This is a genomic window from Marinobacter adhaerens HP15, from assembly GCF_000166295.1.
GTDB classification, from domain to species: Bacteria; Pseudomonadota; Gammaproteobacteria; order Pseudomonadales; family Oleiphilaceae; genus Marinobacter; species Marinobacter adhaerens.
This window is the reverse complement of record NC_017506.1, coordinates 2,547,397-2,572,740: the sequence shown is the minus strand read 5'-3', so window position 1 is coordinate 2,572,740 and position 25,344 is coordinate 2,547,397. Positions and strand designations below refer to the sequence as shown.

The 25,344-nt window shown below is 57.1% G+C and carries 20 protein-coding genes; 10 read left to right on the top strand and 10 right to left on the bottom strand.

The window, feature by feature from the left end:
• Positions 1 to 27 precede the first annotated feature (27 nt).
• The 5 genes from murA (at position 28) to HP15_RS12110 (ending at position 5,452) form a co-directional block, all read left to right on the top strand.
• Positions 28 to 1,290 (top strand): UDP-N-acetylglucosamine 1-carboxyvinyltransferase, encoded by a 1,263-nt coding sequence (murA, locus tag HP15_RS12130; RefSeq protein ID WP_014577731.1) that lies wholly within the window; start codon positions 28 to 30, stop codon positions 1,288 to 1,290.
• Between the two features lie 40 nt (positions 1,291 to 1,330).
• The gene (hisG, locus tag HP15_RS12125) at positions 1,331 to 1,972 is read left to right on the top strand and encodes an ATP phosphoribosyltransferase (RefSeq protein ID WP_014577730.1); all 642 of its coding nucleotides are present in this window, start codon (positions 1,331 to 1,333) and stop codon (positions 1,970 to 1,972) included.
• A gap of 53 nt (positions 1,973 to 2,025) precedes the next feature.
• On the top strand, positions 2,026 to 3,330 hold the full coding sequence (gene hisD / locus HP15_RS12120; protein ID WP_014577729.1) for a histidinol dehydrogenase: 1,305 nt from the start codon (positions 2,026 to 2,028) through the stop codon (positions 3,328 to 3,330).
• A 161-nt stretch (positions 3,331 to 3,491) separates the two neighbouring features.
• Positions 3,492 to 4,544 (top strand): histidinol-phosphate transaminase, encoded by a 1,053-nt coding sequence (gene hisC / locus HP15_RS12115; protein WP_014577728.1) that lies wholly within the window; start codon positions 3,492 to 3,494, stop codon positions 4,542 to 4,544.
• A 164-nt stretch (positions 4,545 to 4,708) separates the two neighbouring features.
• A complete protein-coding gene (locus HP15_RS12110; RefSeq protein ID WP_014577727.1) occupies positions 4,709 to 5,452 on the top strand; it encodes a Nif3-like dinuclear metal center hexameric protein in 744 nt (247 codons plus the stop codon).
• Between the two features lie 227 nt (positions 5,453 to 5,679).
• On the opposite strand, the gene HP15_RS12105 is transcribed toward HP15_RS12110, so the two are convergent.
• On the bottom strand, positions 5,680 to 6,120 hold the full coding sequence (locus HP15_RS12105; RefSeq protein WP_008170195.1) for a YhcB family protein: 441 nt from the start codon (positions 6,118 to 6,120) through the stop codon (positions 5,680 to 5,682).
• A gap of 231 nt (positions 6,121 to 6,351) precedes the next feature.
• Here HP15_RS12105 and zapE point away from each other — a divergent pair, with 231 nt between their 5' ends.
• The 5 genes from zapE (at position 6,352) to HP15_RS12080 (ending at position 15,366) form a co-directional block, all read left to right on the top strand.
• Positions 6,352 to 7,449, top strand: a complete 1,098-nt coding sequence (gene zapE / locus HP15_RS12100; protein ID WP_169702221.1) for a cell division protein ZapE — start codon at positions 6,352 to 6,354, stop codon at positions 7,447 to 7,449.
• 84 nt (positions 7,450 to 7,533) lie between these two features.
• Positions 7,534 to 8,718: a thiolase family protein gene (locus tag HP15_RS12095; protein WP_041645363.1), complete on the top strand. Its 1,185-nt coding sequence runs from the start codon at positions 7,534 to 7,536 to the stop codon at positions 8,716 to 8,718.
• Between the two features lie 486 nt (positions 8,719 to 9,204).
• On the top strand, positions 9,205 to 11,055 hold the full coding sequence (locus tag HP15_RS12090; protein WP_014577724.1) for a DUF1302 domain-containing protein: 1,851 nt from the start codon (positions 9,205 to 9,207) through the stop codon (positions 11,053 to 11,055).
• A 34-nt stretch (positions 11,056 to 11,089) separates the two neighbouring features.
• Entirely contained in the window at positions 11,090 to 12,451 is a 1,362-nt protein-coding gene (locus HP15_RS12085) for a DUF1329 domain-containing protein (RefSeq protein ID WP_014577723.1), read from the top strand.
• 212 nt (positions 12,452 to 12,663) lie between these two features.
• Positions 12,664 to 15,366 (top strand): LuxR C-terminal-related transcriptional regulator, encoded by a 2,703-nt coding sequence (locus HP15_RS12080; protein ID WP_014577722.1) that lies wholly within the window; start codon positions 12,664 to 12,666, stop codon positions 15,364 to 15,366.
• Here the strand turns inward: HP15_RS12080 and HP15_RS12075 are convergent.
• From HP15_RS12075 to coaE, 9 genes are all read right to left on the bottom strand, one after another.
• The gene (locus HP15_RS12075) at positions 15,332 to 16,246 is read right to left on the bottom strand and encodes an acyltransferase (RefSeq protein WP_041645361.1); all 915 of its coding nucleotides are present in this window, start codon (positions 16,244 to 16,246) and stop codon (positions 15,332 to 15,334) included. The genes HP15_RS12080 and HP15_RS12075 overlap by 35 nt on opposite strands.
• Before the next feature lie 12 nt (positions 16,247 to 16,258).
• Positions 16,259 to 17,194, bottom strand: coding sequence for a glucosaminidase domain-containing protein (locus HP15_RS12070; RefSeq protein WP_008170208.1), 936 nt, complete (start codon positions 17,192 to 17,194; stop codon positions 16,259 to 16,261).
• Between the two features lie 89 nt (positions 17,195 to 17,283).
• A complete protein-coding gene (locus HP15_RS12065; RefSeq protein ID WP_041645358.1) occupies positions 17,284 to 19,455 on the bottom strand; it encodes a hypothetical protein in 2,172 nt (723 codons plus the stop codon).
• Between the two features lie 141 nt (positions 19,456 to 19,596).
• A complete protein-coding gene (locus HP15_RS12060) occupies positions 19,597 to 20,154 on the bottom strand; it encodes a YfaZ family outer membrane protein (RefSeq protein WP_014577720.1) in 558 nt (185 codons plus the stop codon).
• Positions 20,155 to 20,266: 112 nt separating this feature from the next.
• The gene (gene yacG / locus HP15_RS12055; protein ID WP_008170214.1) at positions 20,267 to 20,455 is read right to left on the bottom strand and encodes a DNA gyrase inhibitor YacG; all 189 of its coding nucleotides are present in this window, start codon (positions 20,453 to 20,455) and stop codon (positions 20,267 to 20,269) included.
• Between the two features lie 62 nt (positions 20,456 to 20,517).
• Positions 20,518 to 22,869, bottom strand: coding sequence for a response regulator (locus HP15_RS12050; protein WP_014577718.1), 2,352 nt, complete (start codon positions 22,867 to 22,869; stop codon positions 20,518 to 20,520).
• A 43-nt stretch (positions 22,870 to 22,912) separates the two neighbouring features.
• Entirely contained in the window at positions 22,913 to 23,656 is a 744-nt protein-coding gene (gene tsaA / locus HP15_RS12045) for a tRNA (N6-threonylcarbamoyladenosine(37)-N6)-methyltransferase TrmO (RefSeq protein WP_014577717.1), read from the bottom strand.
• The gene (locus tag HP15_RS12040) at positions 23,656 to 24,750 is read right to left on the bottom strand and encodes a hypothetical protein (RefSeq protein ID WP_014577716.1); all 1,095 of its coding nucleotides are present in this window, start codon (positions 24,748 to 24,750) and stop codon (positions 23,656 to 23,658) included. The genes tsaA and HP15_RS12040 overlap by 1 nt, the downstream gene beginning before the upstream one ends.
• Positions 24,743 to 25,342 (bottom strand): dephospho-CoA kinase, encoded by a 600-nt coding sequence (gene coaE / locus HP15_RS12035; protein ID WP_014577715.1) that lies wholly within the window; start codon positions 25,340 to 25,342, stop codon positions 24,743 to 24,745. Before coaE ends, HP15_RS12040 begins: the two co-directional genes overlap by 8 nt.
• Positions 25,343 to 25,344: the final 2 nt, after the last annotated feature.

Sequence of the window (25,344 nt, the reverse complement as noted above, 5' to 3'; positions counted from 1 at the left end):
CGGCCCGGACAAAACAGGATATTTATTGTGGATAAACTTCTGATCAGAGGCCGCAAGCCTCTGGATGGTGAAATCCGGATTTCCGGTGCCAAGAACGCCGCACTGCCGATCCTCGCAGCAACTCTGCTGGCGGATGAGCCGGTAACCGTAGGCAATCTACCGCACCTGCACGACGTAACCACCATGATCGAGCTTCTGGGTCGCATGGGTGTTGAAGTGATCATTGATGAGAAAATGAGCGTGGAAATCCATGCCAACACCATCAAACACTTCCATGCCCCTTACGAGCTGGTGAAAACCATGCGGGCCTCCATTCTGGTGCTGGGTCCTCTGGTCGCTCACTTCGGCGAAGCAGAAGTATCCCTGCCCGGCGGTTGTGCGATCGGTAGCCGCCCGGTGAACCTGCACATCCATGGCCTGGAAATGATGGGCGCGGACATCAAGGTCGAGAATGGTTATATCAAGGCCAAGACCAACGGTCGGCTGAAAGGCGCGCACATCTTCCTGGATACCGTCACCGTAACCGGTACCGAGAATCTTATGATGGCGGCTGCCCTGGCCGACGGGAAAACCATCCTGGAGAACGCCGCCCGGGAGCCGGAGGTTGTTGACCTCGCCGAGTGTCTGATCGCCATGGGCGCAGACATCAAGGGTCACGGCACCGCCACCATCGAAATCAACGGTGTTGAGCGCCTGCACGGTTGCCATTACAACGTTCTGCCAGACCGGGTTGAGACCGGGACGTACCTGGTGGCTGCGGCGGCTACCGGGGGGCGGGTCAAGCTCAAGGATACCCGCGAAGACCTGCTCGAAGCCGTTGTGCTCAAGCTTGAAGAGGCCGGCGCCCACATCAACACCGGCCCGGACTGGATTGAACTGGACATGAAGGGTAATCGCCCGAAGGCGGTTAGCCTGCGTACAGCGCCATATCCGGCCTTCCCGACCGACATGCAGGCGCAGTTTGCTGCAATGAACGCCGTGGCCGAAGGCACCGGTACCATTGTGGAAACCGTGTTCGAGAACCGGTTCATGCACCTTCAGGAACTGATCCGCATGGGTGCGGATATCACGCTTGAGGGCAATGCCGCGATCATCAAGGGTGTGGACCACCTCACCGGCGCGCCGGTTATGGCCACGGACCTCAGGGCCTCGGCAAGCCTTGTCATCGCCGGCCTCATGGCCGACGGCGATACCATCGTAGATCGCATCTATCACATAGACCGCGGGTACGAATGTATCGAAGAGAAACTGCAGTTGCTGGGTGCCACCATCCGCCGCCTGCCAGCGTGAAAGACATCTATCCAGACACTACGGGAAACCGGAAGAATCCATGACAGATTCCATAACCATCGCCTTGTCGAAGGGACGAATCCTGGAAGAAACCCTGCCGCTGTTGGCGGAAGCAGGAATCGAACTGATCGACGACGTCAAAAAGTCGCGCAAACTGGTGTTCCCGACCACGGACCCCAATGTTCGGGTTCTGATTATCCGGGCCACAGACGTGCCGACTTATGTTCAGTACGGCGGGGCGGACCTTGGTGTGACCGGCAAGGACGTGCTGATGGAGCATGGTGGGGAAGGGCTGTATGAGCCACTGGATCTGAACATTTCCCGGTGTCGCCTTATGACCGCTGGACCAAAAGATCAGACTCCTCCATCCGGTCGTATCAAGGTGGCAACAAAATTTGTAAACCTGGCCCGCCGATATTACTCGGCCCAAGGCCGTCAGGCAGACATCATCAAATTATACGGCGCCATGGAGCTGGCTCCGATTCTCGGGCTGGCCGACGAGATCGTCGACATTGTCGACACCGGCAACACGCTGAAGGCGAACGGTCTCGAGGCCCGGGAACTGATTGAGCACATCAGCAGCCGGCTGGTGGTCAATCGTGCCTCCATGAAGATGAAACACGAGCGTATTAACCCCATAATCGAAAAGATGTCCGCAGCTGTGGATAAACGCCGGACCTGATGTCAGTGCCGGCCAGAGTCAGTTAGTCGTTAATCCCATACAGGATTTGAGTTATGACCGCCAAGATCACCCGATTAAACGCTTCCCAAAGTGACTTTAATGATGCGTTGGCCAAACTTTTGGCCTGGGACGACAGCGTTGATCATCAGGTGAACGAGTCGGTGCGCCATATCCTGCATGAGGTGAAGACCCGGGGTGACCAGGCGGTTCTGGAATTTACCGAGAAATTCGATCGCCTGAAGGTTGGGTCCGTCGCCGAGTTGGAAATGGATCAAAGCCGTTTGCAGCAGGCCCTGGACGCGATTCCCCAGGACCAGCGGGTTGCCCTTGAAAAAGCGGCTGAGCGAATTCGCGACTACCACGAACGCCAGAACCAGAAGTCCTGGCAGTATGAGGACGAAGACGGAACCGTGCTCGGCCAGAAGGTAACGCCTCTGGACCGCGCGGGCTTGTACGTGCCTGGCGGCAAGGCTGCTTATCCGTCCTCCGTGCTCATGAACGCGATTCCGGCAAAGGTTGCGGGCGTCAGTGAAGTGGTGATGGTCGTTCCGACCCCGGATGGGGTTGTAAATGACATGGTGTTGGCCTCGGCAGCGATTGCCGGAGTCGACCGCGTATTCACCGTTGGCGGCGCCCAGGCCGTAGGCGCGCTGGCCTTTGGTACAGAAACCATCCCGGCGGTGGATAAAATCGTCGGCCCCGGCAATATTTTCGTTGCCACCGCCAAGCGTGAAGTGTTTGGCGTCGTCGGCATCGACATGATTGCCGGCCCGTCGGAAATTCTCGTGATCAGTGACGGAAAGACCGATCCCGACTGGATCGCCATGGATCTCTTCTCCCAGGCAGAACACGACGAACAGGCCCAGTCCATCCTGATCAGCCCGGATGCTGAATTCCTCGACGCTGTCGAAGCCAGTATCAACAAATTGCTTCCCACCATGGAGCGTGCCGACATCATCCGCACCTCCATGACTGACCGCGCCGCGTTGATCCATGTCACCGACCTGAAACAAGCCGCCGAAGTCTCCAACCGCATCGCCCCGGAACACCTGGAGCTGTCGGTTGAAGACCCAGAGGCCATGCTCGATGACATTCGCCACGCCGGCGCCATCTTTATGGGCCGCTACACCGCCGAAGCCCTGGGTGACTACTGCGCTGGTCCGAACCACGTGCTGCCCACCAGCGGCACCGCACGTTTCTCCTCACCCCTGGGCGTCTATGACTTCCAGAAGCGGTCCTCCATCATCGGCTTCAGCGCTGCCGGTGCAGACCGCATGGGTCGGGTGGCGTCGGTTCTGGCCCGTGGCGAGGGCTTAACGGCACACGCCCGGTCGGCGGAATATCGTATTAAAGATTAAAAGACTTCACCCCCTATGTATGCAGGGCGGCGGGCAGGTCACTCTCCGAGAATGTCGGCGGCCATGGATGGCCGACGCCAAGCGCACATGGATGTGCTCGTAGCGGTTCTCGGAGAGTGACCTGCCTGTCGCCCGTCTGCACCAAATGGAGTGCATAATCGATGAGCAAATTCTGGAGCCCCCTGGTAAACGACCTGGTTCCATACGTCCCAGGCGAACAGCCAAAAATGGCCAACCTGGTGAAGCTGAACACTAACGAAAACCCCTTCGGCCCCTCACCAAAAGTCATCGAAGCCATCCAGGCCGAACTGAACGACGGCTTGCGCCTCTATCCCGATCCGGAAGGCGAAAGCCTGCGCGAGACCATTGCGGCTTACCACAAGATAACGCCGGAACAGATCTTCCTCGGCAACGGCTCCGATGAAGTCCTCGCACACATCTTCTTCGGTTTGTTCCAGCACGGCGAACCGATCCTGTTTCCGGACATCACCTACAGCTTCTATCCGGTTTACTGTGGCCTCTATAACATCGAGAGCAAAAAGGTACCGCTGACAGAAAGCTTTGAAATCAACCCGGAGGACTTCAAACAACCCAACGGCGGCGTGATTTTCCCGAATCCGAACGCGCCAACCGGTCGGTATCTCGAGTTGCAGTATGTTGAAGAGATCCTGGCGGCCAACCCGAACCGCGTCGTGGTGGTGGATGAGGCCTACATTGATTTCGGCGGCGAGTCGGCAATCACCCTGGTCGACAAATACCCGAACCTGCTGGTCTCCCAGACGCTCTCCAAGGCGCGTTCACTGGCTGGATTGCGCGTAGGCTTCGCCGTTGGCCATCCGGACCTGATCGAGGCTCTGAACCGGGTGAAGAACAGCTTCAACAGCTACCCGCTGGACCGCTTGGCCCTGGCCGGTGCGAAAGCAGCCTACGAGGATGAGGCCTGGTTCCGGAAGTGCTGCGATGGCGTGATCTCCGAGCGGGAGCGCGTAACGGCCGTTCTCGAGGGGCTGGGTTTTGAAGTGTTACCCTCAAAGGCAAACTTTATCTTTGCCCGTCATAAAGAGCAGCCGGGTGAGGTTTTGGCGAAAGGTCTTCGTGAGCAGGGCATCATCGTTCGGCACTTCAACAAGCCCCGAATCAGCGAGTTCCTGCGCATCACCATCGGCACTGTTGAGCAGAACGATGCTTTGATTGCTCGGCTCGAATCACTCTAGCCTTTGGGCTAGCGGGCAGCGCAAGGCAGACACCCCTTTCCGGGAACCGCTACGAGCACATCCATGTGCGCTTGACGTCGGCCATCCTTGGCCGCCGACATTCCCGGAAAGGGGTGCCCGCCTCGCTCGTCGAACTTCTCAGAAATAGTCCGGAGCGATTACTGATGGCTGAACGAAACGACATCCTTAAGAAAATCGGCGAATGGCTGCAGCCAGAGAATTTCCAGGATTACTGTCCCAATGGCCTGCAGGTTGAGGGCACGTCGGACATTAAAACCGTCATCTCCGGTGTGACGGCCTCAAAGGCTTTGATCGAAGCCGCCATTGAAGCAAACGCCGATATGATCCTGGTTCACCACGGCTACTTCTGGAAAGGTGAGGACCAGCGAATCCAGGGCATGAAACGAGAACGCTTGAAACAGCTTCTCGACAACGATATCAATCTTGTCGCCTACCACCTCCCGCTGGATGACCATCCCGAATACGGCAACAACCGTCAGCTGGCGGACGTTCTCAATATCAAGAATCCACGCCCGCTCGGCGGTCTGGTCTGGGAGGGTGAGCTGGAAGAAGCGATGTCTCCAGAGAAATTCGGTCTTCACATCGCCAGACAGCTACATCGCGAGCCGCTCTGGGTTGGCGACGGTCCGGCTGCGATCAAGCGGGTAGGTTGGTGCACCGGCGCTGCTCAGGGGTTTATTAACACTGCTATGGACGCTGGCCTCGATGCCTACATCAGCGGTGAAATCTCCGAGCCGACGACGCACACGGCAAGGGAGTGCGGCATTCATTATTACGCTGCCGGACACCACGCGACCGAACGCTACGGCGTTCAGGCTCTCGGAAAAGCGCTAGTGGAGGAGTTTGGGGTAACCCACAAATTCATTGATTGTGACAACCCGGTCTGATCGCGAATAGGTGGTCAGACGAAGGCTTGAAGCGAATTGCACAGAGTTGATGGAGCGGGGTAGTCCCCCCTTTCCGAGAATGTCGGCGGCCAAGGATGGCCGACGTCAAGCGCACATGGATGTGCTCGTAGCGGTCCTCGGAAAGGGGGGGCTACCCCGGTCCCTGCCCAAGCTTGGCAGTCTTATCGAGACTAAACTCCCAAGCTTCCGCGAGAGCAAAAAAGAACTCAGGCCTGCTGAGCCTTATCACCCTTCTTGAGCCCAAAGTCCTCGGCAAGCGTGCCGGAATCCTTGGGATCTGTCTTGGGCGCGTAATCCCGCGGCGGCTCGGAAGCGTCCTCGCGAACCTCTTCCAGGCGCTTCTTGGAAGTCTCCTGCGCCAACTCCTCCATCCAGTCCTCGTCATTGCAAAGACGGTTGGCGCCTCGTGCCATATGCTGGTTCACATCGCGGTAGGCATCGTTGAAGCGGCGCAGCAAATGGGCCGACTCCATGAAATGCTCGTTCACCTGGGCCTGGTAGCGGGTATATTCGCTTCTCAGTTCCTCAATCTGCTGTTCCGCCCGGCGCTGCCGAAGCGACGTTCCCTGCCCGGAACGGCCAACAAATACCCCGATGACAATGCCAACAACCAATGCGGCAATCGCTGCCAGAATCAGGTTTGTCATATGCTGTGTCGTCCTTTTACCTAAAAGTGAGCAAAGCCCCTGTTCGACGAGTATAACGCCCCAGGCTCCATCATCCCATGATTGTGGCCTGCGCCAATCGTCGTATTGCTGCCCAGGTGGCCAACGTGGCGAAAAATCGCCAAATGCGAGACAATATGGCGCCCAAATTTACGATCAACTTCCGGGAATACCTTGATGACAGCTGCGATGTCCTCCGAAACCAGTGCGACCATGACCCCTTGGCAACGTTACCAGAAGGATCTTGAACGCCCGGATTTCCAGAAGGACTCGGCCCAGGAAGATGCGGTCAAGCGCCTTCAGTCACTGTACGACAAACTGGTTGAAGCCGAAAGGGATCGCAGCAAGCCCAAGGCCAAACTTTTCCGCAAGCTCAAAAAAGGCAAGGAAGAGCCGGTCAAGGGCCTGTATTTCTGGGGTGGGGTAGGCCGCGGCAAAACCTACCTCATGGACACTTTTTACGAGTCGCTGCCTTTTGATCGCAAGATGCGGGTTCACTTCCACCGCTTCATGCAGCGTGTCCACAGCGAACTCAAATCGCTCAAGGGCGAGAAAAACCCTTTGGAGCTGGTGTCCAAGAAGTTTGCCGATGAAACTCGCGTTATCTGTTTCGACGAGTTTTTTGTGTCCGACATTGGCGACGCCATGATCCTCGCCACTCTCATGGATGGTTTATTCAGTCGCGGCGTCACCCTGGTGTGTACCTCCAACATCGTCCCGGATGGTCTCTACAAGGATGGTCTCCAGCGCGCCCGGTTCCTGCCCGCTATTGAACTCGTCAAAAAGCACACCGATGTGGTCAACGTTGATGGCGGCGTGGACTACCGGTTGCGGACTCTCGAGCAGGCGGAGCTGTTCCATTCGCCTCTCGATGAAGATGCGGATGTCAGCCTGCGAAAAAGTTTCGATGCTTTGGCGGTTGAGGCCGGAAAACACAGCAAAACGATGGAAATCAATGGCCGTAAAATTCCGGCCCAGGCGCACGCAGACGATGTGGTCTGGTTCGATTTCAAAGACGTCTGCGACGGCCCACGAAGCCAGAACGATTACATCGAGATGGCCAGGCAGTTCCACGCCATCATCGTCAGCAACGTGCCCGTTCTGGGCAAAGAAAAAGACGATCAGGCGCGCCGGTTCATTAACATGATTGACGAATTTTACGACCGCAACGTTAAAGTCATCATCTCGGCGGCGGCACCTATCACCGAGCTTTACACCGGCGGCCGCCTCGGCTTCGAATTCGAGCGCACCGAATCCCGACTGCTGGAAATGCAGTCCCGGGAATACCTCGAAGCACCGCACAAACCATAAAAAAGAAAACAGCCCTGCGTAGGTCGGATCAGCACAGCGCAATCCGACAAGAACCTGCCAGACAACCAACAGAGAGATTCAGAAATGAGCACAGACAACGTCGTTATCGTGAGCGGGGTTCGTACCCCCATGGGTGGATTCCAGGGTAGCCTGGCCAGTGTCAGCGCAACCGATCTTGGAGCGATCACCATCGCCGAGGCCGTAAGACGCGCTGGTCTGCAGCCTGCGGACGTGCAGGAAGTCATTATGGGCAACGTCCTGCCTGCCGGCCTAAAACAGGGCCCGGCGCGCCAGGCCATGCGCAAGGCCGGTCTTCCGGATCACACTGGGGCTACCACCATCAATAAACTCTGCGGCTCCGGCATGAAAGCCGCCATGTTCGCCCACGATCTGATCAAAGCCGGCAGCAACGACATCATGGTTGCCGGTGGTATGGAAAGCATGTCCAACGCTCCCTACATCCTGCAGGGTGTTCGCAGCGGCTACCGCATGGGCCCGGGCCAGGCCCCCCAGGATCATATGTTCCTGGACGGCCTCGAAGACGCCGAAACCGGTCGCCTGATGGGTGCCTTTGCCCAGGAAATGGCGGACAAGAAAGGCTACACCCGGGAAGAAATGGATGAATACGCCATCACCTCCCTCACGCGAGCCAAGAAAGCCATTGAGGAAGGCCTGCTGAAAGACGAGATCATTCCGGTAACCGTGAAAAGCCGAAAAGGCGAGGTGGTCGTTGAGGATGACGAGCAGCCCCATAACGCCAACATCGACAAGATCCCGAGCCTCCGCCCGGCCTTCGCCAAAGATGGCACCGTCACAGCGGCAAACGCCTCTTCGATCTCAGACGGGGCTTCTGCGTTGCTGCTGATGCGCGAGTCCGAGGCTGAAAAACGCGGCCTCAAACCCCTGGCCCGCATCGTCGGCCACAGCACCCAGTCCCAGCATCCGTCCGAGTTCACCTGCGCCCCGGTTGGCGCCATCGAAACCCTGTTCGGCAAAACCGGTTGGAGCAAAGACGACGTCGATCTCTTCGAGATCAACGAAGCCTTCGCCATGGTCGCCATGATGCCGATCCGTGAACTCGGGCTCGACCCCGAAAAAGTCAACATCCACGGCGGCGCCTGCGCCCAGGGTCACCCCGTCGGTTCCACCGGCTCCCGCCTGCTGGTCACCCTCATGTACGCTCTTCAGCGTTACGGCAAAAAGAAGGGCATTGCAGCTCTTTGCATCGGTGGCGGCGAGGCTACGGCCATGGCTATTGAGATGCTCTAAGCCTGGGAGCTTGGCAGGTGCGGGAGTCCCTGGGTACGCGTTCCTCAACAATCGTTTTTGCGGTGTTAGTTGAAGGCGAACTCCATGGCCTGGTGCTGAGGGGGTGAATGTTTCTCCGGGAATGTCGGCGGCCATGGATGGCCGACGCCAAGCGCACATGGATGTGCTCGTGGCGGTTCCCGAAGAAACATTCACCCCCTCGGCGCTTCTCCTTACCTGAAGCGACAATTAAAACTGCAAAAAAACCACCAAAACCAAAGTGGTTGCATCTAATTTTGTTGTCTATAGTGATTCTGTGCGACGGAACCCGGCGGCAAACGGCGTTTACAGGGGGATGATAGCAAAATCATACTTTTGACTGATCAAAGCGCCCGAAGGCGTTAGCTATAGTGCCAACATCACGAGCACTGTGCATGAAGCCTCCAATACATCGTGAACACCAATAATCAGAGCAGCGACTCAGAACAACAATGGAGTAGCCTTCCAATGACAAGAAAAACACATCAATGGCAGCGTTGGACCAAATTACCGCTGGCCGTGGCAGTTGCAGCCGGGATGTCCGGTCAGGCAGCCGCCTATTCGTTTTATGTGGGTGATGTGGAAGCCCAGTTCAACACCACGCTGTCTGCGGGTGCAGGTTGGCGGGTTGAGGATCGAGACAAGCGTCTGATCGCGCAGGGTAACCTTGGCCCCGAATATGCCCCAGGCGGTTCTCTCGCGAATATTGGTTCCTCCACGAACAACTATGACGACGGTAACCTCAATTTTGAAAGCGGGGACACCTACTCCAAAATCGTCAAGGGCAACAGCGAACTCTACCTCAATTACTATGTGGACAACCCTTACCTGACACGCGTAGGCGGTCTGCTTCGTGGTCGTTATTGGTACGACTTCGAGTTGAAAGACGAGAGCAGGGCAGTAGATTACGTTGGACAGCGGCGTGAGCTGAACCCCGAGGCAAAAGACAATGCCTCTGGTGGTGAAATTCTGGACGCCTACATCTTCTCAGATTGGTACTTCGGAAACGTCCCCGTCAGTCTTCGCTATGGAAAGCAGGTAGTCAGTTGGGGTGAGAGCACATTTATCCCGGGTGGTATCAACGTCATTAACCCTGTTGATGTTCCGGCTTTCCGTGCTCCGGGTTCCGAACTGAAAGACGCGTTGCTTCCGGTTGAAATGTTCTACATGTCTGCTGGCATCACCGAAAATGTCACCGTTGAGACATTCGTGCAGGCGGACTGGGAACCGGTTCGTCCGGATGACTGCGGCACGTTCTTCTCCACCAACGATTTCGCTGCTGATGGCTGTGGTCCCGTGCTTCTGGCAGGGCAGCTTTCAGATTCACAAGCGCTTGCGCAGGGATTCGTCGCACCTAGAATCGGTGACCAGGAAGCGGACTCTAAAGATCAGTTCGGGGTGGCAGTGCGCTGGTATGTGCCGGAACTGAATGATTCGGAACTCGGGTTTTACTACATCAAGTACAACAGCCGCCTTCCTTATGTCAGCGGCACAATCAAAGATACCGGTGAACAGTTCCCGAAATACTTCGTAGAGTATCCGGAAGGTATCGACCTCTACGGGATCAGCATTAACACCACGACCCCGGGCGGTTGGTCTCTTGGCGCGGAATACTCCTTCCGGGACAAGGTTCCCCTTCAGTGGAACGCGTTTGAACTGCTGTATGGCGGCACTCAGCTCCGCAATCCGATTGACGGCACGCCGGTAAGTTTGCTCGAGAAGCAAAGGCTGGAAGAAGCTGGCGGTACCCTTGATCCGGGCGTCAGCGTTGCCGGCAATGATCGCTTCAATGTATCCCAGGCGCAGTTTACGTTGATCAAGTTCTTCGACCAGGTTATGGGTGCAAGTCGCCTCTCCCTGATCTCTGAATTCGGCGCGACTTACATTCACGATCTGCCTGGTTACGACGAAGCGCGCTACGGCCGCTCTGGTACCTTTGGTGTAGGACCTGTTCCCAGTGCCGGCGGCGTTGATGCTTGTCCGCTCCTGAATATCAACACGAACTACTGCGAAAACGAAGGCTTCACAACCGACTTCTCATGGGGTTACCGTGCACGTCTGGTTTGGGATTACCCGAACGCGCTGGCCGGTGTTAACCTTTCACCGCAGCTGGCCTGGAGCCACGATGTTGAGGGTTACAGCCCGCAGCCGGGCGGTGCTTTCAACGAAGGCAGCAAGGCCATCGGTCTGTCTCTGCAGGCGGTGTACCAGAACAAGATTACCGGCAACATCGGTTACACAAACTTTTTCGGCGGCAAGCCGTATAACGAGTTGACTGACCGCGATTTCGTGAGTGCTAGCGTTTCATACTCATTCTGAACCCGGAAAGAATTCGTTGAACGAGGGAATTTAAATGAAACTAAACAAGAAACTACTGGCCACAGGCGTCCTGGCAGCGAGCATGTTTGCTGGCCAGGCCTGGGGTGCGGTTTCTGCTGAAGAAGCGGCCAAGCTGGGTAACTCGCTGACACCGATGGGTGCAGAAAAAGCCGGTAACGGTGGCGCCATTCCTGCCTGGACCGGTGGTCTGACAACTCCGCCTCCCGGCTACAACAATGACGGCATCTATGTGAATCCGTTCGCGGATGAGCAGCCCAAGTTCACCATCGATCAGAGTAACGTCGAGCAGTACAAAGACAATCTGTCCCCGGGCCAGGTTGCGATGATCGAGCGCTACGATGACTACTTCATGCCGGTGTATGAAACCCATCGTACGGCTGCCTATCCTGAAGAGGTCATGGAGCAGACCGTTGAAAACGCGACCACGGTTGAGCTGATCAAGGACGGTAACGGTCTGGGCAACTATCAGTCTGCCACCCCGTTCCCGATTCCCCAGAATGGTCTGGAGGCAATCTGGAACCACATTACCCGTTACAGAGGTGGTTCTGTACAGCGTACCGTTGGTCAGGTGACGCCGACTGAAGGTGGTGATTTCTCTGTTGTGAAATTCCAGGACGAGCTTACCTGGCGTACCTACCTCTCGGATTACAATCCGGACGAGGATGCGAACGTTCTGTTTTACTTCAAGCAGGCCATTACCGCTCCGGCACGTCTCGCCGGTAACGTACTGCTGGTACACGAGACCATCGACCAGGTTGCCGAGCCTCGCCGTGCGTGGGTTTACAACGCCGGTCAGCGTCGGGTTCGTCGGGCACCTCAGGTAGCGTATGACGGACCGGGTACCGCGTCTGACGGTATGCGTACCTCGGATAATTTCGACATGTTCAACGGTGCTCCGGATCGCTACAACTGGGAGCTGGTTGGCAAGAAGGAAATGTACATTCCGTACAACTCCTACAAGCTGACCGATCGCAGTCTTAGCTATGACCAGATCATTCAGGCTGGTCATATCAATCAGGATTACACTCGCTACGAGCTGCACCGTGTATGGCATGTTCGCGCAACCCTGAAAGAAGGGGCCCGCCACATCTATGCCCAGCGTGACTTCTACATTGATGAAGACTCCTGGCAGGCATCTGTCATTGATCACTACGACGGCCGTGGCGAACTCTGGCGTGTTGCAGAAGCCCACAATATGCAGTTCTACGATCAGAACGTGCCCTGGTACGCCATAGAGACGCTGTACGACCTGCTCTCTGGCCGCTACCTCGCGCTTGGTCTGACCAACGAGGAAGAGAATCCGTATGAGTTTGGCGTTGAGCGCCGCTCCAGGGATTACACGCCGGCCGCATTGCGCCGCGCCGGTACCCGGTAAGGGTTCTGCAGAAGACCAAAAAACGGCGGGCCTCACGGCCCGCCGTTTTTTTACACCCTGGAAAACCCTTTCACGTCAAAATTTTGCAGCCCACCCCTCAATTGGTTTAACCTTCTTATCATACTAAAGGCGTACCCGATGTCGGTCGCCATTGAAAAGTCAGTGCAAGATCCACTTTTCCGGCGGTGCAAGGCAGTGCGAGCCGGAGCTAAATGGGGCAGTGCGTGAAACCATTCAATGATGGCTGTGCAGCCAACGACGAATTCCAGTCAGCGAACAGTGGTCTTCAACGGGGCGAGTTAATCAGGGACCTGCTCAGACAACGGGTTCATATTCCCCCGGTTCCGTCCGATTCAATGGTTCGGCCAAAGCTTGATACCAGGATTTCCGAAGCACTGACTTCCAGAGGTGTTCTTTTTCTGGAGGCGCCCTGTGGTTACGGCAAATCCCACGCTGTGGTCAGCGGCCTCGTCAGCGCTCAAATGGCTGCCGATCAAGTCCGCTGGATTACGCTGAACTCCCAGGATAATGCACCATCCCGCTTCCTGACCTTGCTTGCCATTGCCCTGGATCTGCCTGAAACCCCGGAGCAGGGGCTCCAGAGCGGCGCCACCTTCTCGGATACCCTTTCGATGATGCAGGTCGCTTTGGCGCGTGAGGGTTCCGGCCAGCCACGGGTCCTGGTGCTGGACAACCTCCAGAATCTCAGCAATCCCGCCGTAGTGGACCTGCTTCAACAGCTGGTGATGGAATTTCCGAGTGGTTCGTCCATCGTTCTTATCTCCCGTAAGGCGCTACCTTTCGAAACACACAGCCTCGAGCTGGAAAACCGTTTCACCCGCATCGGGTCTGAAACGCTTGAGTTTTCCCGTTCAGAAACCTTCGAGTTTTTCCGGTCCGCCACGACGAAGAGCGAACTCACCAGCGTTGCTGTCGATAACCTCTACTATATGACCGAGGGCTGGGCGACGCCTTTGGCGCTGTATCGTCGGGAGGTTGCTCAGAATATCGAGCGCAAACCCATTCAGGAAACACCGAGCGTTGAAAGGTTTTTGAAGGAGTCGGTGCTTGGCAATCTGACCCCGGGGCAGATGCGGTCCATGCGGGGTATTGCAGAGCTTGAACTGTGCTCCGATGAGCTGTTCCTGGCGCTTGAGCCACTCCTGCCTGAAGCTGGCTTTGTTCCCTCTCAGGCGGCCGAGCGGGGGCTGCCCTTAAAGCCGATGCCGGGCCGTGGTCGCTGGTTTCGTATAAACCCGTTGTTGCAGGAATGGCTGAAGTCGCCCGTAATGGCCGGTTATTCGGAGCGGATGCTTCAGGCGAGCCGATGGTTTGGTGTGCGCGACCAGTTCCCGGAAGCATTGAAATACGCGCTACTCTCTGGAGATGCCGAGGAAGTCATCCGCATCGCCTCTGAGGGATCAGAGGCTTTGCTGTTGGGTCAGGATACCGCATCGCTCCTGCGCCTTCGCAAGAGTTTGCCGGCCCAGCTCCTGGAACGAAGCGTGCGTCTCAGAATTGTCTACAGCTGGGTTCATGCAATTGGCGGCCAGTTCCGGCAGGCGCGAGCGCTGATTGATGGTCTGGCCGAGGCTGACCGACAGGAGCAGGCTGCACGGATTTGTGCCTTGAAAGCGTTTATCCTGAGGGGCGAGGGCAGTGTTGGGCCGGCTTTGGACATGGCTGATGAGGCCCTGGCTGACGGGGAACTCAGTACTCAGGGCCAGCTTGTCACGCAGATGGTCCGTTCAAGTGCATTGTGCGCGGCGGGTCGATTCCCGGAGGCCCGGGAAGCAAACCGGGCTGCGTCGAGGCTCGCAAGAGAAGCGGGCGATTCCGGTTCGGAAGCACTGGCGGTTTATGCCCATGCCCGGATCGAACTGGGCAAAGGCGCCCTGAAACATGCAGAGCAATTGTTGCGCACTGGTCTCGATACCGCCATGCAGGAGCTCTCGCGTCCTGCCCGGATTGGTGAAACCCGCCTGCAACTGAATCTGGTGCTTGTGCTTTGGCATCAGGGCCGTGAAGCGGAAGCAGATCGCCTGTTGGTCACCTGTGGGCGACATGCTGAACAGACCAGGGATCTTGGACTGCTGCTGGCGATGACCATTCGTGTCTTGATGTGTCGGGCCCAGGGTCGACTTGAGGATGCATTTGTCTGGATTGGTCGGGCCGAGCGTACCATGCATTCCTGGCAAGTCGACGAATCACTGTTCGTACCTGTTCTCGAGGCCCTGAAAGCCAACTGTTGGTTGTCGCAGAATCAGATCGACAGTGCCGATCAGGCGGTTCGAAAGCTTGCTCCTTACCGGGAAGCGGGCTGCGTACCGGAGCTTTTCCCCATGATGCCAGGCTTGCTGGACTGCCTTCAGGTTCGGGTCGACCTTGCCCGCGGTGACCTGATAAAGGCCCGGGAAACCCTCCAGGGTATCCGTGAACGGTATGAGGGAGCCATTCCATGGGGCGTGGAGCTCCACATGCGCTTGCTTGAGGCCGTGATCGTTCTTGATGAAAAGGGACCGGTGGTTGCCCTGAAGATTCTGTCTACCGTCGTCAATGAGGCTGCTGCAGAGCACTTCATCAGTCCTTTCCGGGAGCTCAGGAACGAGTTGCAGGAGCTAATGACGAAGGGCTTTGGTCAGCTTCCTGAAGGTGCGTTTAAAGAAGCGCTGGGCGAGGTGTTTGAGCTTCGTGAGGTCGCGGGTACTCTAGACACCCTGGCGGAACCCATCAGTGAGCGGGAGCAGGGCGTGCTTGAGCTGATTGCAAAAGGGCTTTCAAACCAGGAAATAGCTGACAAGCTGCATATTTCCCTGCATACGGTGAAAACCCACGCGCGTCGAATCAATGCCAAGCTGGAAGTGAAATCCCGAACCCAGGCTATTGTCCGGGCGCGGGAGCTTGGGCTGCTTTAAGCTCATCGATTCGCGCATCTTTTTCGGCCCAAACCTGGCTCACCCAGCGCTGGAACGCAATCCGGGTCTCCCGGTTGTTTTCGTAATCCATTCCCAGAAACTCGCCTGGAATTTCCCGCGTCCGCACGTCAATAATAATCCTTCGGATTCGCCCGCAAAGGTAATCCCAAAAGCCGGCCCGGCCTTCGGGATACACGATCGTGACATCCAGCATGGTGTGAATCATGTCGCCCATCGTGCCCAGTACAAAAGCCGTTCCGCCTGCCCTCGGTTTCAACAGGTGCTTGTAGGGTGAGTTCTGGCGATCATGCTTCTCGGGTGTAAAACGGGTGCCTTCCATGAAGTTGAAGATCGTTACCGGGGTGTAGCGAAACTTCTCGCAGGCAGCCTGGGTGGCCTCCACATCCTTCCCCTTCAGCTCCGGGCGTTTGGCGATCTGCTCTTTGGTATGGCGGTGCATAAAGGGAAAATCCAGCGCCCACCAGGCAACTCCGAGTAATGGCACCCAGATCAGTTGTCGCTTCAGGAAGAACTTCAGCAGGGGGATCCGGCTGTTCAGCACATACTGAATGGCGGGAATGTCGGCCCAGCTTTGATGGTTGCAGGTGACAAAATACCAGTGCTTCCGGCTGAGATTTTCCACGCCCCGCACATCCCAGTCGACCTTGTGCAGAAGATCCATCAGAAGATTGTTGAAGCCAATCCAGAGCCACGCGATGGTGTTGAGGATCACCGTGCAGCCCTTGCGTACGGCGGTAATGGGCAGAACGAGTTTAAGCAGGGCGACTGCGAGAAGAAACGGAATCAGCACCAACGTATTACACAGGATGAGAAGGGCCGCCAAAGTCCCCTTCAGCGGCGCGGGGAGAAAATCGAGCATGGGGTAGGGTCTCTAACCTTCAGCCGGGTTGGTTTTCAGTGATGATTGGCGGGGTAGCAAACCGGTTTCCGCTTCAGTAGAAGCCAGCTGTTCAAGGCTGCCAGGTTCGAGGTTTCTGACCACGCTGCGGAAATCGTCGTCGTAAAATTCGAGGTTGTTGTAGTGAATCATTGCCCGAATCTCTTCAATGTATTCTTCTCCGCGCTCGGAGTAGCCAAGCAGACCCTCTGCAAGCTCCAGGCCTGAGAGAGGGGCATTATCACGGCGGTCTTCCAGCCGGACGTCTCGCAACAACTGATAGGTCGGGTGGCGATTCAGGTTCTGAATATACGCACGAACCGACCGGTAGGGTGAGGAGAACTTGGCCACCTCATGGCTCGCGCCCTCAGCCCGGCCGCGGGGAACAAGTCCGCAGCCTTTTGAAAAGCACCACTGGCCAAAAAGGTTATTACCTTTCGTGGCAAACCGGGACGTGCCCCAGGCGGATTCGTTGGCGGCCTGTGCCAGGATCAGAGACGGAGGAATTACATCGAGACGCTTGCGTAGCAGGGCAAACTGCTCGTCGCTGCCGGGCTCTGCATCCACTCGTAATCGCTCGGACTGTTGGGCCAGCCAATCATACTCCTTGCTGGTCAATGTCTCCTTCGCAGCGAGGCTATCCAGGTAGTCGCGCTCAATCAGAATCCTTGAGTTGGCCAGAACAATCCGTGGGTAGAGAAACGAGAAGAACGCGGCCTTCTTCTCCGTGGTGTCCTGATACTGAGAAAAATCTGGCAAGTCGTCGTTGGCCCAACTTGGGAGCGGGGGCAGGGACGACAGTGCGGGTTCGGAGCCTGTGTTATCGGAGTTGATCCGGTCAATACTGGCCTGTGGCGTATAAAAGCCACCGCCGATCGCAAATGCAATCAGGGGGAGCATCAGAATGACGGCCCGTTTACCCGCAGACATAAAACCTCTCGTTTCAATCGATATAGCAATGATTATAACAGGTTATACGAGAGCGTTTGCCAGTTGGGTTTTGTCGGATGCCACTGCCGTCAGGGCAGTCGTGTTGCAACCAGCAAACCGATCTGTTCCTCACCACCCCCTGTGGTTCGGAAGCGCAAATAGAACTGGTCCTGACTGGCGGTATGGAAACCCTCAAGTACAAGGTTGCCTGCGGTGAACTCTACCCTCCCGTCGCCCAGTTGGCTGAGCGCCAGGTCGATGTCCGCCAGGCTCTCCAGCGCAGGTTTTGTCACGGTCTCGTCATCAACGGAATGGGTGCTGGTCAGCGAAGTCGGCGAGAGTGTTGCCGAGCTTGAGGATTCGATGGTCAGCAGGGCATTGTCAAAATGTCGGAGGCGGTTCGTCTGCGATGTCAGGGCCAGGGCCACGCCCTGAAGCCTGAACTGTCCCGAAGCCGGTACGGTGTTCGCGGTTTGTTCCGCGGCAATCAGGATACCGTCTCCAAGCGGACCATCGTCCAGGTTGAATGCCATCAGGGTGCCATCCGGGGTGCTGGCACCGACACCAATATCTGGCCGCTGGAAATCACCGGAAGCGGTGGTGATGTCCAGGTTCAGTCGTCCGATATCCACATCCCCGTTGCTGAGCCGCGAGGTTCGGTTGCTCAGGGTCCAGGATTCTGCTCGGGTACCGGTGGAGTCCGTCGTGACAGTGCCTGAACTGTCTCGTTGTAATGACGTAAAGCTCTGGGATTGGTCAACTGTGCCGCCAGAAATCTGCCATTGGCCAACGCCTGCTTCAATGGTGAGAGGCGTTGTCTCATCGCTGAATCGGGTTCCAAGATACAGCATGTTGTAGTCGCGGCCATTCAGACTGTCTGCGTCGAATCCCTCCTTCCTGAGGAGGTTGATCTCAAGAACCGACAGATACTGATCCTCCAGAGTGCCCAGCCGCCGCAACTGGTCGCCGTCTGCTTCCAGCTCGATCGCTTTGCCAGCGCTGAAATAGCCGCTGATCACCCGGTCGGGCCCCGTGGTTTCATCCTCAGGCGCACTTGTGAAGGCGTCCAGATAGTAGGGATTGCGAGTCCAGCCAATAATTTTCGAGCTGCCCCGGCCGGTAATGCTCTGATACAGGGCCCGGCCTGCCAGCAGGCGAGTGTCTTCCAACAGCGTGGCTGCTCCGGGGGATGAAGAGTGAGTGTTCCGTTCCCAGTATTCAGAGCCCCGAACGAAGAAGTCGTTTCCCGCCTGGTGAATCAGAGCCTCGCGATCGTATGGGATATCGTTGGCCAGAGAGGTCACTCGGATGTTGAAGGCATCAAAGCTGGTCAGGGTGAGAGCCGGATAGACATAGCCGGTGCCATTATCATCGGTCAGCACCTCTTCCTGGGCCGTTCGAACACCCCATTGTCCGGACCCGCTCAGGGTAGACTCGAGAAAGGTCTGCCCCAGCTCGATACCCAGAAATACCGAATTGTAGTCTGCGGAACTGGCGCTGATCTTTCCCGAGGACGTCTCATCGAGCACCGCGTAGTCGGCCATTGCGCTCACGTAACGGGCAAAGTCTCCCCGATCTTCGAGAATATCCAGGGCACCGCCGAGGCCAACATTGGATGGAATCTCAATTTCAAAGTCGTGGACCTGATCGGCGAGGGTCGACCACACATACTTGTTCAGGCATAGCTCGCCGCCTTCATCGGCAACGCAATCCAGAATGGTCTGGAACTCACCGGCCGTATAGCTGCTGAGCGTGTTACGCACCAGATATTCGGAAAAAGGATTCACTTTCACATCCCGGTCCGCATCGGCGGCCAAGGCTCGCATTCGGGTGTTGCCATAACTGGCATCGATAATCACATCCGGTCCAAGGGGCAGGCCTTCTGTGAATTCGATAATGGTGAAACCTTCGCTGTCGGTGCGGCTGGAAATGGGAGGCTCGCCCAGGTTCTGCAGGGCCGGGTTGGTGTAGTAAACACTCACCCTGTCCGGTTGCACGATTCTCAGGTTGCGGCGGGTAGGCTCGCCGTCGCTGGTGACACCACCCGGTACTTCCATGGTTACCCGGACCTCATTGCTGGCCAGGCCGCCTGTGTTCGAGGAATCGCCGGTGCTGCCGGAACTGAAATCATCGACCGGGTTCTTGCTTCCCGCGAAGTCATTGGGCTGGCCGGCCGCGCCGGCAATGGCATCTTCGCCGCTTCCGCATCCCGCGGTGAGCACCAGAGTCGAGGAGAGGAGTAAACCGAGTGTGAATCGCATGCCTGGCTATCCGTGCAGAAAATACAGGCAGACAGTCTAACAGTCGGATTCTCGGGAAAGCGTGAGGAAAAGCACGAAAGAGTCAGGGAGGGAAAGTGAAATAGGCCCGGGAGAACGGGCCTGTTTCAGATGAGGCATGAATCAGAAGAAAATCTTCATCCCGGCCATAACGCCCTCATCGAGATTGACGTCTCGCGAGGAATTCTCGATATCGGTATTCAGGTAACGGTAGCCAGCAAAAACCTCCGCGTTGCGGATCACACGATAGCTGCCACGAAGCTCCAGACTGGTCATGTCATCGGAATCGCCGAACGAGAGAATGCTGGGTGCGTAATGCAGGCCGCCGGTGAACGACAGGCCCGGCACGTTCGGGATGTTGACGGTTGCGAAACCGCCGAGACCGAGCGCTCCACCATCTGCACGGCCCTGATCCCAGAAGATGCCGCGCATGCCGATGCCGGCGGTAGTCGGCAGGTTACCGATCGCAGTGCGGCCCTGGGCATGGAAATCGGCGTTAAAAATATCGCGGCCACCTTCGTGGTAGGTGTAACCGGTGCCAAGCTGGATATCGTTGTTGGTGCCGAAGAAGTTTACCTGGCCCTTCACCGAGTCGTTTGTAAGGCTAAGATCCACGTCACCTGCGAAGGCAGGCGCGGCAGCCAGTGAGAGAACCATCAGGGAAATCCGGGACGCTTTCATAGTTGTGCACCTTCGTTACGTTTTTAGCAGAATTGGCGGTATGTTAACGGGACGCACCGGACCACTCAACTTAAATGCCAGTAAGTCCCCGTTAACTTTCATTTTTCGCAGATCAGTGACGGGTGGTCTCGCCGCCCTGGTCCAGATCCTCCGGTGATGCGTTCTCTGCGGGTACCCGGTATTCCTCGTTGGCCCAGGCCCCCAGATCGATCAGTTTGCAACGCTCGGAGCAGAAAGGGCGCCAGGGATTGGTCTCGGTCCATTCCACGGACTTTTTACAGGTTGGGCATTCAACGTTCATGGTTGCCTTCGGGTATCGGAAACGTGTCTGGATGTCTGTGCCCGTAGTTCGGTAAGCCGGTCTCAGGAGGCAGCAGACGCCTGACAATATTGTTCCAGTACTGCCCGCAGCATTTCAATATTGACAGGCTTGGCAACAAACGAATCCATACCGCATCGGCGGCAGCGTTCCTCGTCTTCTTCCATGGCACTGGCGGTCAGCGCGACCACCGGGATGCGCGCGCGGTTGTGGGTTTTCTCCCATTCCCGCAGGCGGCGGGTGGCTTCAAAGCCGTCCACACGGGGCATCACACAATCCATGAACACCAGATCGAACGGGTGCCACTGCCAGAGGCTGGCCGCAGCCTCGCCATCGTTGGCGGTCATCACGTCGCAACCGAGTTTTTCCAACAGTCGACGGGTCAGGGTGCGGTTCACAGGATTGTCTTCCACCAGCAACACCTTCATGCGGCCGCAGGGAAGCTCCCGGCGTCGGGCGGTATCGGTGGTAGCCTGAAGCGAAAATCGGGTCAGGAAGCGCCGTTCTTCTTTGGCTGCATCGGCAAACAACTGGTTGAGGATCGGCGTCAGGCAGGACTCTCGCAGAGATTTGCTCAGGAAAGCATCTGCACCGGCCTGGCGGAAATGTTCGGCGTCGCCCCGTTGCGGGTTGGACGACAGGATCAGCAGGCGCATATCTGACCAGAGCGGGTTGCTACGGATCTGCCGGCACAGCAGGTCGCTGTCCATATCCGGCACAAAGCCATCCAGAATGATCGCGTCGAACGGCTGATGGCCATCGAACGCCGTTCGCAGGGACGTCAGCGCCTCGCCGGCGGATTTTACCGCTTCGATGTGCACTTCGTGCCGGGACAGCATTTCCAGAGTGATCTTGCGGGATAGCTCATAGGAATCCACTACCAGAATCCGGCGATTCTTCACCATCCGGGTATCCGGCCGAACCCGGGCGGCGTTCTCCGGGGCCACGGGCAGAGTCAGTTCCATCCAGAAGGTCGATCCTTCACCTGGGCGGCTTTCAAGATCCATGGACCCGTCCATCAGGCCCACCAGTTGGCGGCAGATGGTGAGGCCAAGGCCTGCACCGGGCAGTTGACGCTGGAACTGTTGGCCAAGCTGCACGTAGGGCTCGTAAACCAGGGGAACATCTTCCGGGTTGATGCCCACGCCGGTGTCTTCCACCGCAATGCGAAGGCGAGCCTTGTCATCCCGGCGGCCCAACACCTCGATACTGATCAGCACATGGCCGGAATCGGTAAACTTGATGGCGTTGGAGGTCAGGTTCAACAATATCTGGCGAATGCGAACCGGGTCGCCCTTCAGCGCCCAGGGCAGGTTTTCGTCGATCCGAAGTTCCAGTGCGAGGCCTTTCTCCCGGGCGCGAGAGCCAAGCATGTGCACCAGGTCATTGAGAGTTTCTCTGAGGTCAAAGGGAATGTCTTCGAGTACCAGCTTGCCCGCTTCCATGCTGGAGATATCCAGCAGGTCGTTGATGATGGCCGAGAGGCTTTCCGAGGCGCTCAACAAGGTCAGCACGTATTCCCGCTGCTCCTGATCCAGCGGCGTATCGGTGAGCAGGTTGGCGTAGCCCAGCACTGATTGCAGAGGAATACGCAGTTCGTGGCTGACATTTGCGAGGAACTGGTTCTTGGCGTGATTGGCCCGCACCGCCTCGTCCCGTTCACCCTGGGACTGGATCGTGGTCTGTCGCAGGGAGCGGGTGTCCTCAAGGATTTGCAGGCGCATCTTGTTCAGGGCCTGCTCCAGCTCAGAGAGTTCATCTGGCGTTTTTCGGGGTTTGCGCTTGAGCTTCAGCGGGTCGACCAGCGCGTCGAGATTCAGCCGCGCGGCGTAATCGGCCATGGATTCCAGATGCCGGGACAGCGTTAAACGAACGATCACCAGCAGGCCCAGGGTGCCCAGCATGACAACAATGGATTGAAACAGAAGGTTCAGGAGCGCGCGGTTACGCAGGTCTTTGTAGATCTGGTCTATGGAGGAGGTGACGGTGAGCGTGCCAACGTTCTCAGGACTGCGGTTGTTGGAGCGGTCAAAAACCAGTGGAAAGGTCTGCGATATGACCCGGCCCTCAGGGTAAGTGCCGGTGCTGAAGGTTTCGCCGGTGCTGGTCACCACCCGCCCGTACTGGACAGCGGGCACTGCTTTCATATCATCCAGGCTGTTGGCCACCTCGCTGAAATTCATCAGCCAGATGTTGTTGCTCATGCTCCCGGAAACCAACTCCGCGGCCCGTGTCTGGTCATTCAGCAGATCGTTCTTGCGCCGCTCGAATTCTCCGATCAGCTGAACGCCCGTTGCCACCAGAGACAGAAAAAGGCTGAACAGCAATACGTAGGCGAGCAACCTTGCCGCCAGTGGTCGTATTCCCAATCGTTTGAAGAACCGCTTTGAAGGCAAGGCACATATTCCCTGTGTCGACTACAAAATCACCAAAAGAAGTTTAACAGACCGTCAGCACTTCGACACGTTTCCGTGAATGATCATTCACGAATCGGAATCGCACGTTCAAATCGTACAGATGCGCTCCGTAAATGCGCTCTTCTTCCCGTCCTCTGCGAAAGGAGGGGCGTGGATCGTAAGCCACCACATCCTCGATCAGCGCTCGCAGTTCCGGATACTCTTCGGGTGACAGCTTGCCAATCTGGGCCTCCGCTTCCGGCAGAAAAACCACGTCGAGTTTTTCCGTGGGTGGCGAGTCTGCCCAGCCCAATGTCGCTTCAGGAACTGAATCGGCAAATGGCAGGTAGGGTTTGATATCCAGTATCGGTGTGCCCTCGATGAGGTCATGATCACTAATGCGGAGAATGAGTTGTCCATCTTTGCGCACCAATCCCTCATTGCGAACGACCGAGAGGCCGAGGCTGTTTGGGCGAAACGGAGACCGGCTGGCAAACACACCCATCTTGCGATTGCCGCCCAAGCGGGGAGGGCGGACCACGGGCCGCCAGTCTGCCCGCACCGCTTCGTGAAACTGAAAGGTCAGCCAAAGGTGGCTGGCGGTCTCCAGCCCACGGAAGGCATCTTCCCGGTCAAACGGTGGCCGGATGATCAGCTCGGCCCGGGCATGACGGGTCAACCCCGGCTGGCGAGGCACCCCGAACTTGTCCTGAAAGCATGAGCGGGTAATGGCGATAGGCGTGAGAGTAAGGGCCTCGGTCGCGGGTTTCGAGGGGTGTCTTGGCATTACAAACGATCATCCTCAATGATACCGGAGAAAAACATTTCCACCCGAAACACCACAGAAGCACGGTCTTTAAAGCTATCCTCCCGGGGGAATTCCAGTGCTGGAATCAGCTCCGCATAGAGCCAGTTGCTGTGTAGACGGTAGCGGAACGTGAGATCGCCGAACGCTGATGTGGTGCGCCAGGAAGGTTTGCTTTCCCCAAGTACGCCCAGCCGGGGCGTTACAATCAAGCGGTTATTCATGCGCTTGCGCATGCTGAATATCTGAGCCGCAACAAATTCCTTGTCGTTGTGCACCCACTCCAGTTCTGAAGACGAGCGAAAATACCAGTCATTGCCCACCGGGCGCCCAACGCCAATCCAGGTTCGCTCGCCCCAGCCATCCTGATGAAAATAATAGAACCGTTGCTGAGCGTTCAGAATCCACTTGTCGTCCAGCTGCCAACGTTTCTCAGCCGTTGCCCGCCAGAAGGCGTCTGGAGGAAGCCGTAGGCGCACACCCACGTCGTTGGAAAAGTTGATGGCGTCACCAATCTGGGTCAGGTAACGCAGTGCACCTGTGGCTTCCGTATCGGAACGCTCGGGCTCCGTAAGCTGGCGGTCCCGTTGGCGCTCCCCGAGAGGAATCAGGTCTTCGCTCTCGCTCTCGATCACCAGGCGCAGTTTCCGGCGGGTGGTGGGAATATCCAGCCGGAACCGAGCCTCAGGCTCAAATTGTGCCGGGTCGCCGTACTCGGATTCAGTCGCAAAGCCAATGCGCAGGTAACTCTCGTTGTTGGGGAGACTCTGGGAGCTGCCCGATAAGGTACGGTCTGCCCACTGGCCAACCGACTGGATCTTTTGCCCGTGAAGACGCTCCTGCCGCAGCACCCAGTTACTGAACTTCAGCCAGTAGGAATCCCGGGGATCGGCCCAGTATTCGTCCGGCTCAAACGTATAGAATCCGATCGGAAGCTGACCCGGAGAGAGAATCTCAGCCATGGAACGTTCTCGAACCTCAAACACCGGCTCGATGCTGTAACTTGGAGAAGAGATCGTCAGAGAAAGCGCAGCCGCAAGGGCTGCCATGCGATAGCGGGAAAACCAGTCAGCCAAAGTCCACCAACAACCGTTCATGCAGCTCCCGCACCTGACGCGTTACTTCATCCAGAGGGCGGTCATTATCAATCACCTCATACGCCCGCGCCAGCCGATCTTCGCGCGACATCTGAGCCGCAATGATCCGCTCAACCTGCTCCCGGGAATTGGTGTCCCGGGCCATGGTGCGCTCAATCTGGGATTCTTCAGGCACGTCGATCACGATAATGCGGTCAACCAGTTCGTGCTGGTCGGTCTCGAGAAGGAGAGGGGAGACCAGGAGCACGTAAGGAAGCTGGTAGTTTTCCGGGTTCAACTGCCGAATCAATTCCTCGCGGATGATTGGATGCAGCAGCGACTCAAGCCAAAAACGCTCTTCCGGCTTCTCAAAGACAATCCCACGAAGCTGCGCCCGATCCAACGCACCCTCAGAAGTGAGGATCTTCTTCCCAAAATGCTCTGAAATCCGTTCCAGTGCAGGCGTTCCCGGCTCAACCACCTCCCGGGCAACATCATCGGCATCCACCCAGTGCACGCCAAGCTCACCGAACAGGCGAGCCACAGTGGATTTCCCGGAACCAATGCCGCCGGTCAGGCCAGCAATCTTCATAA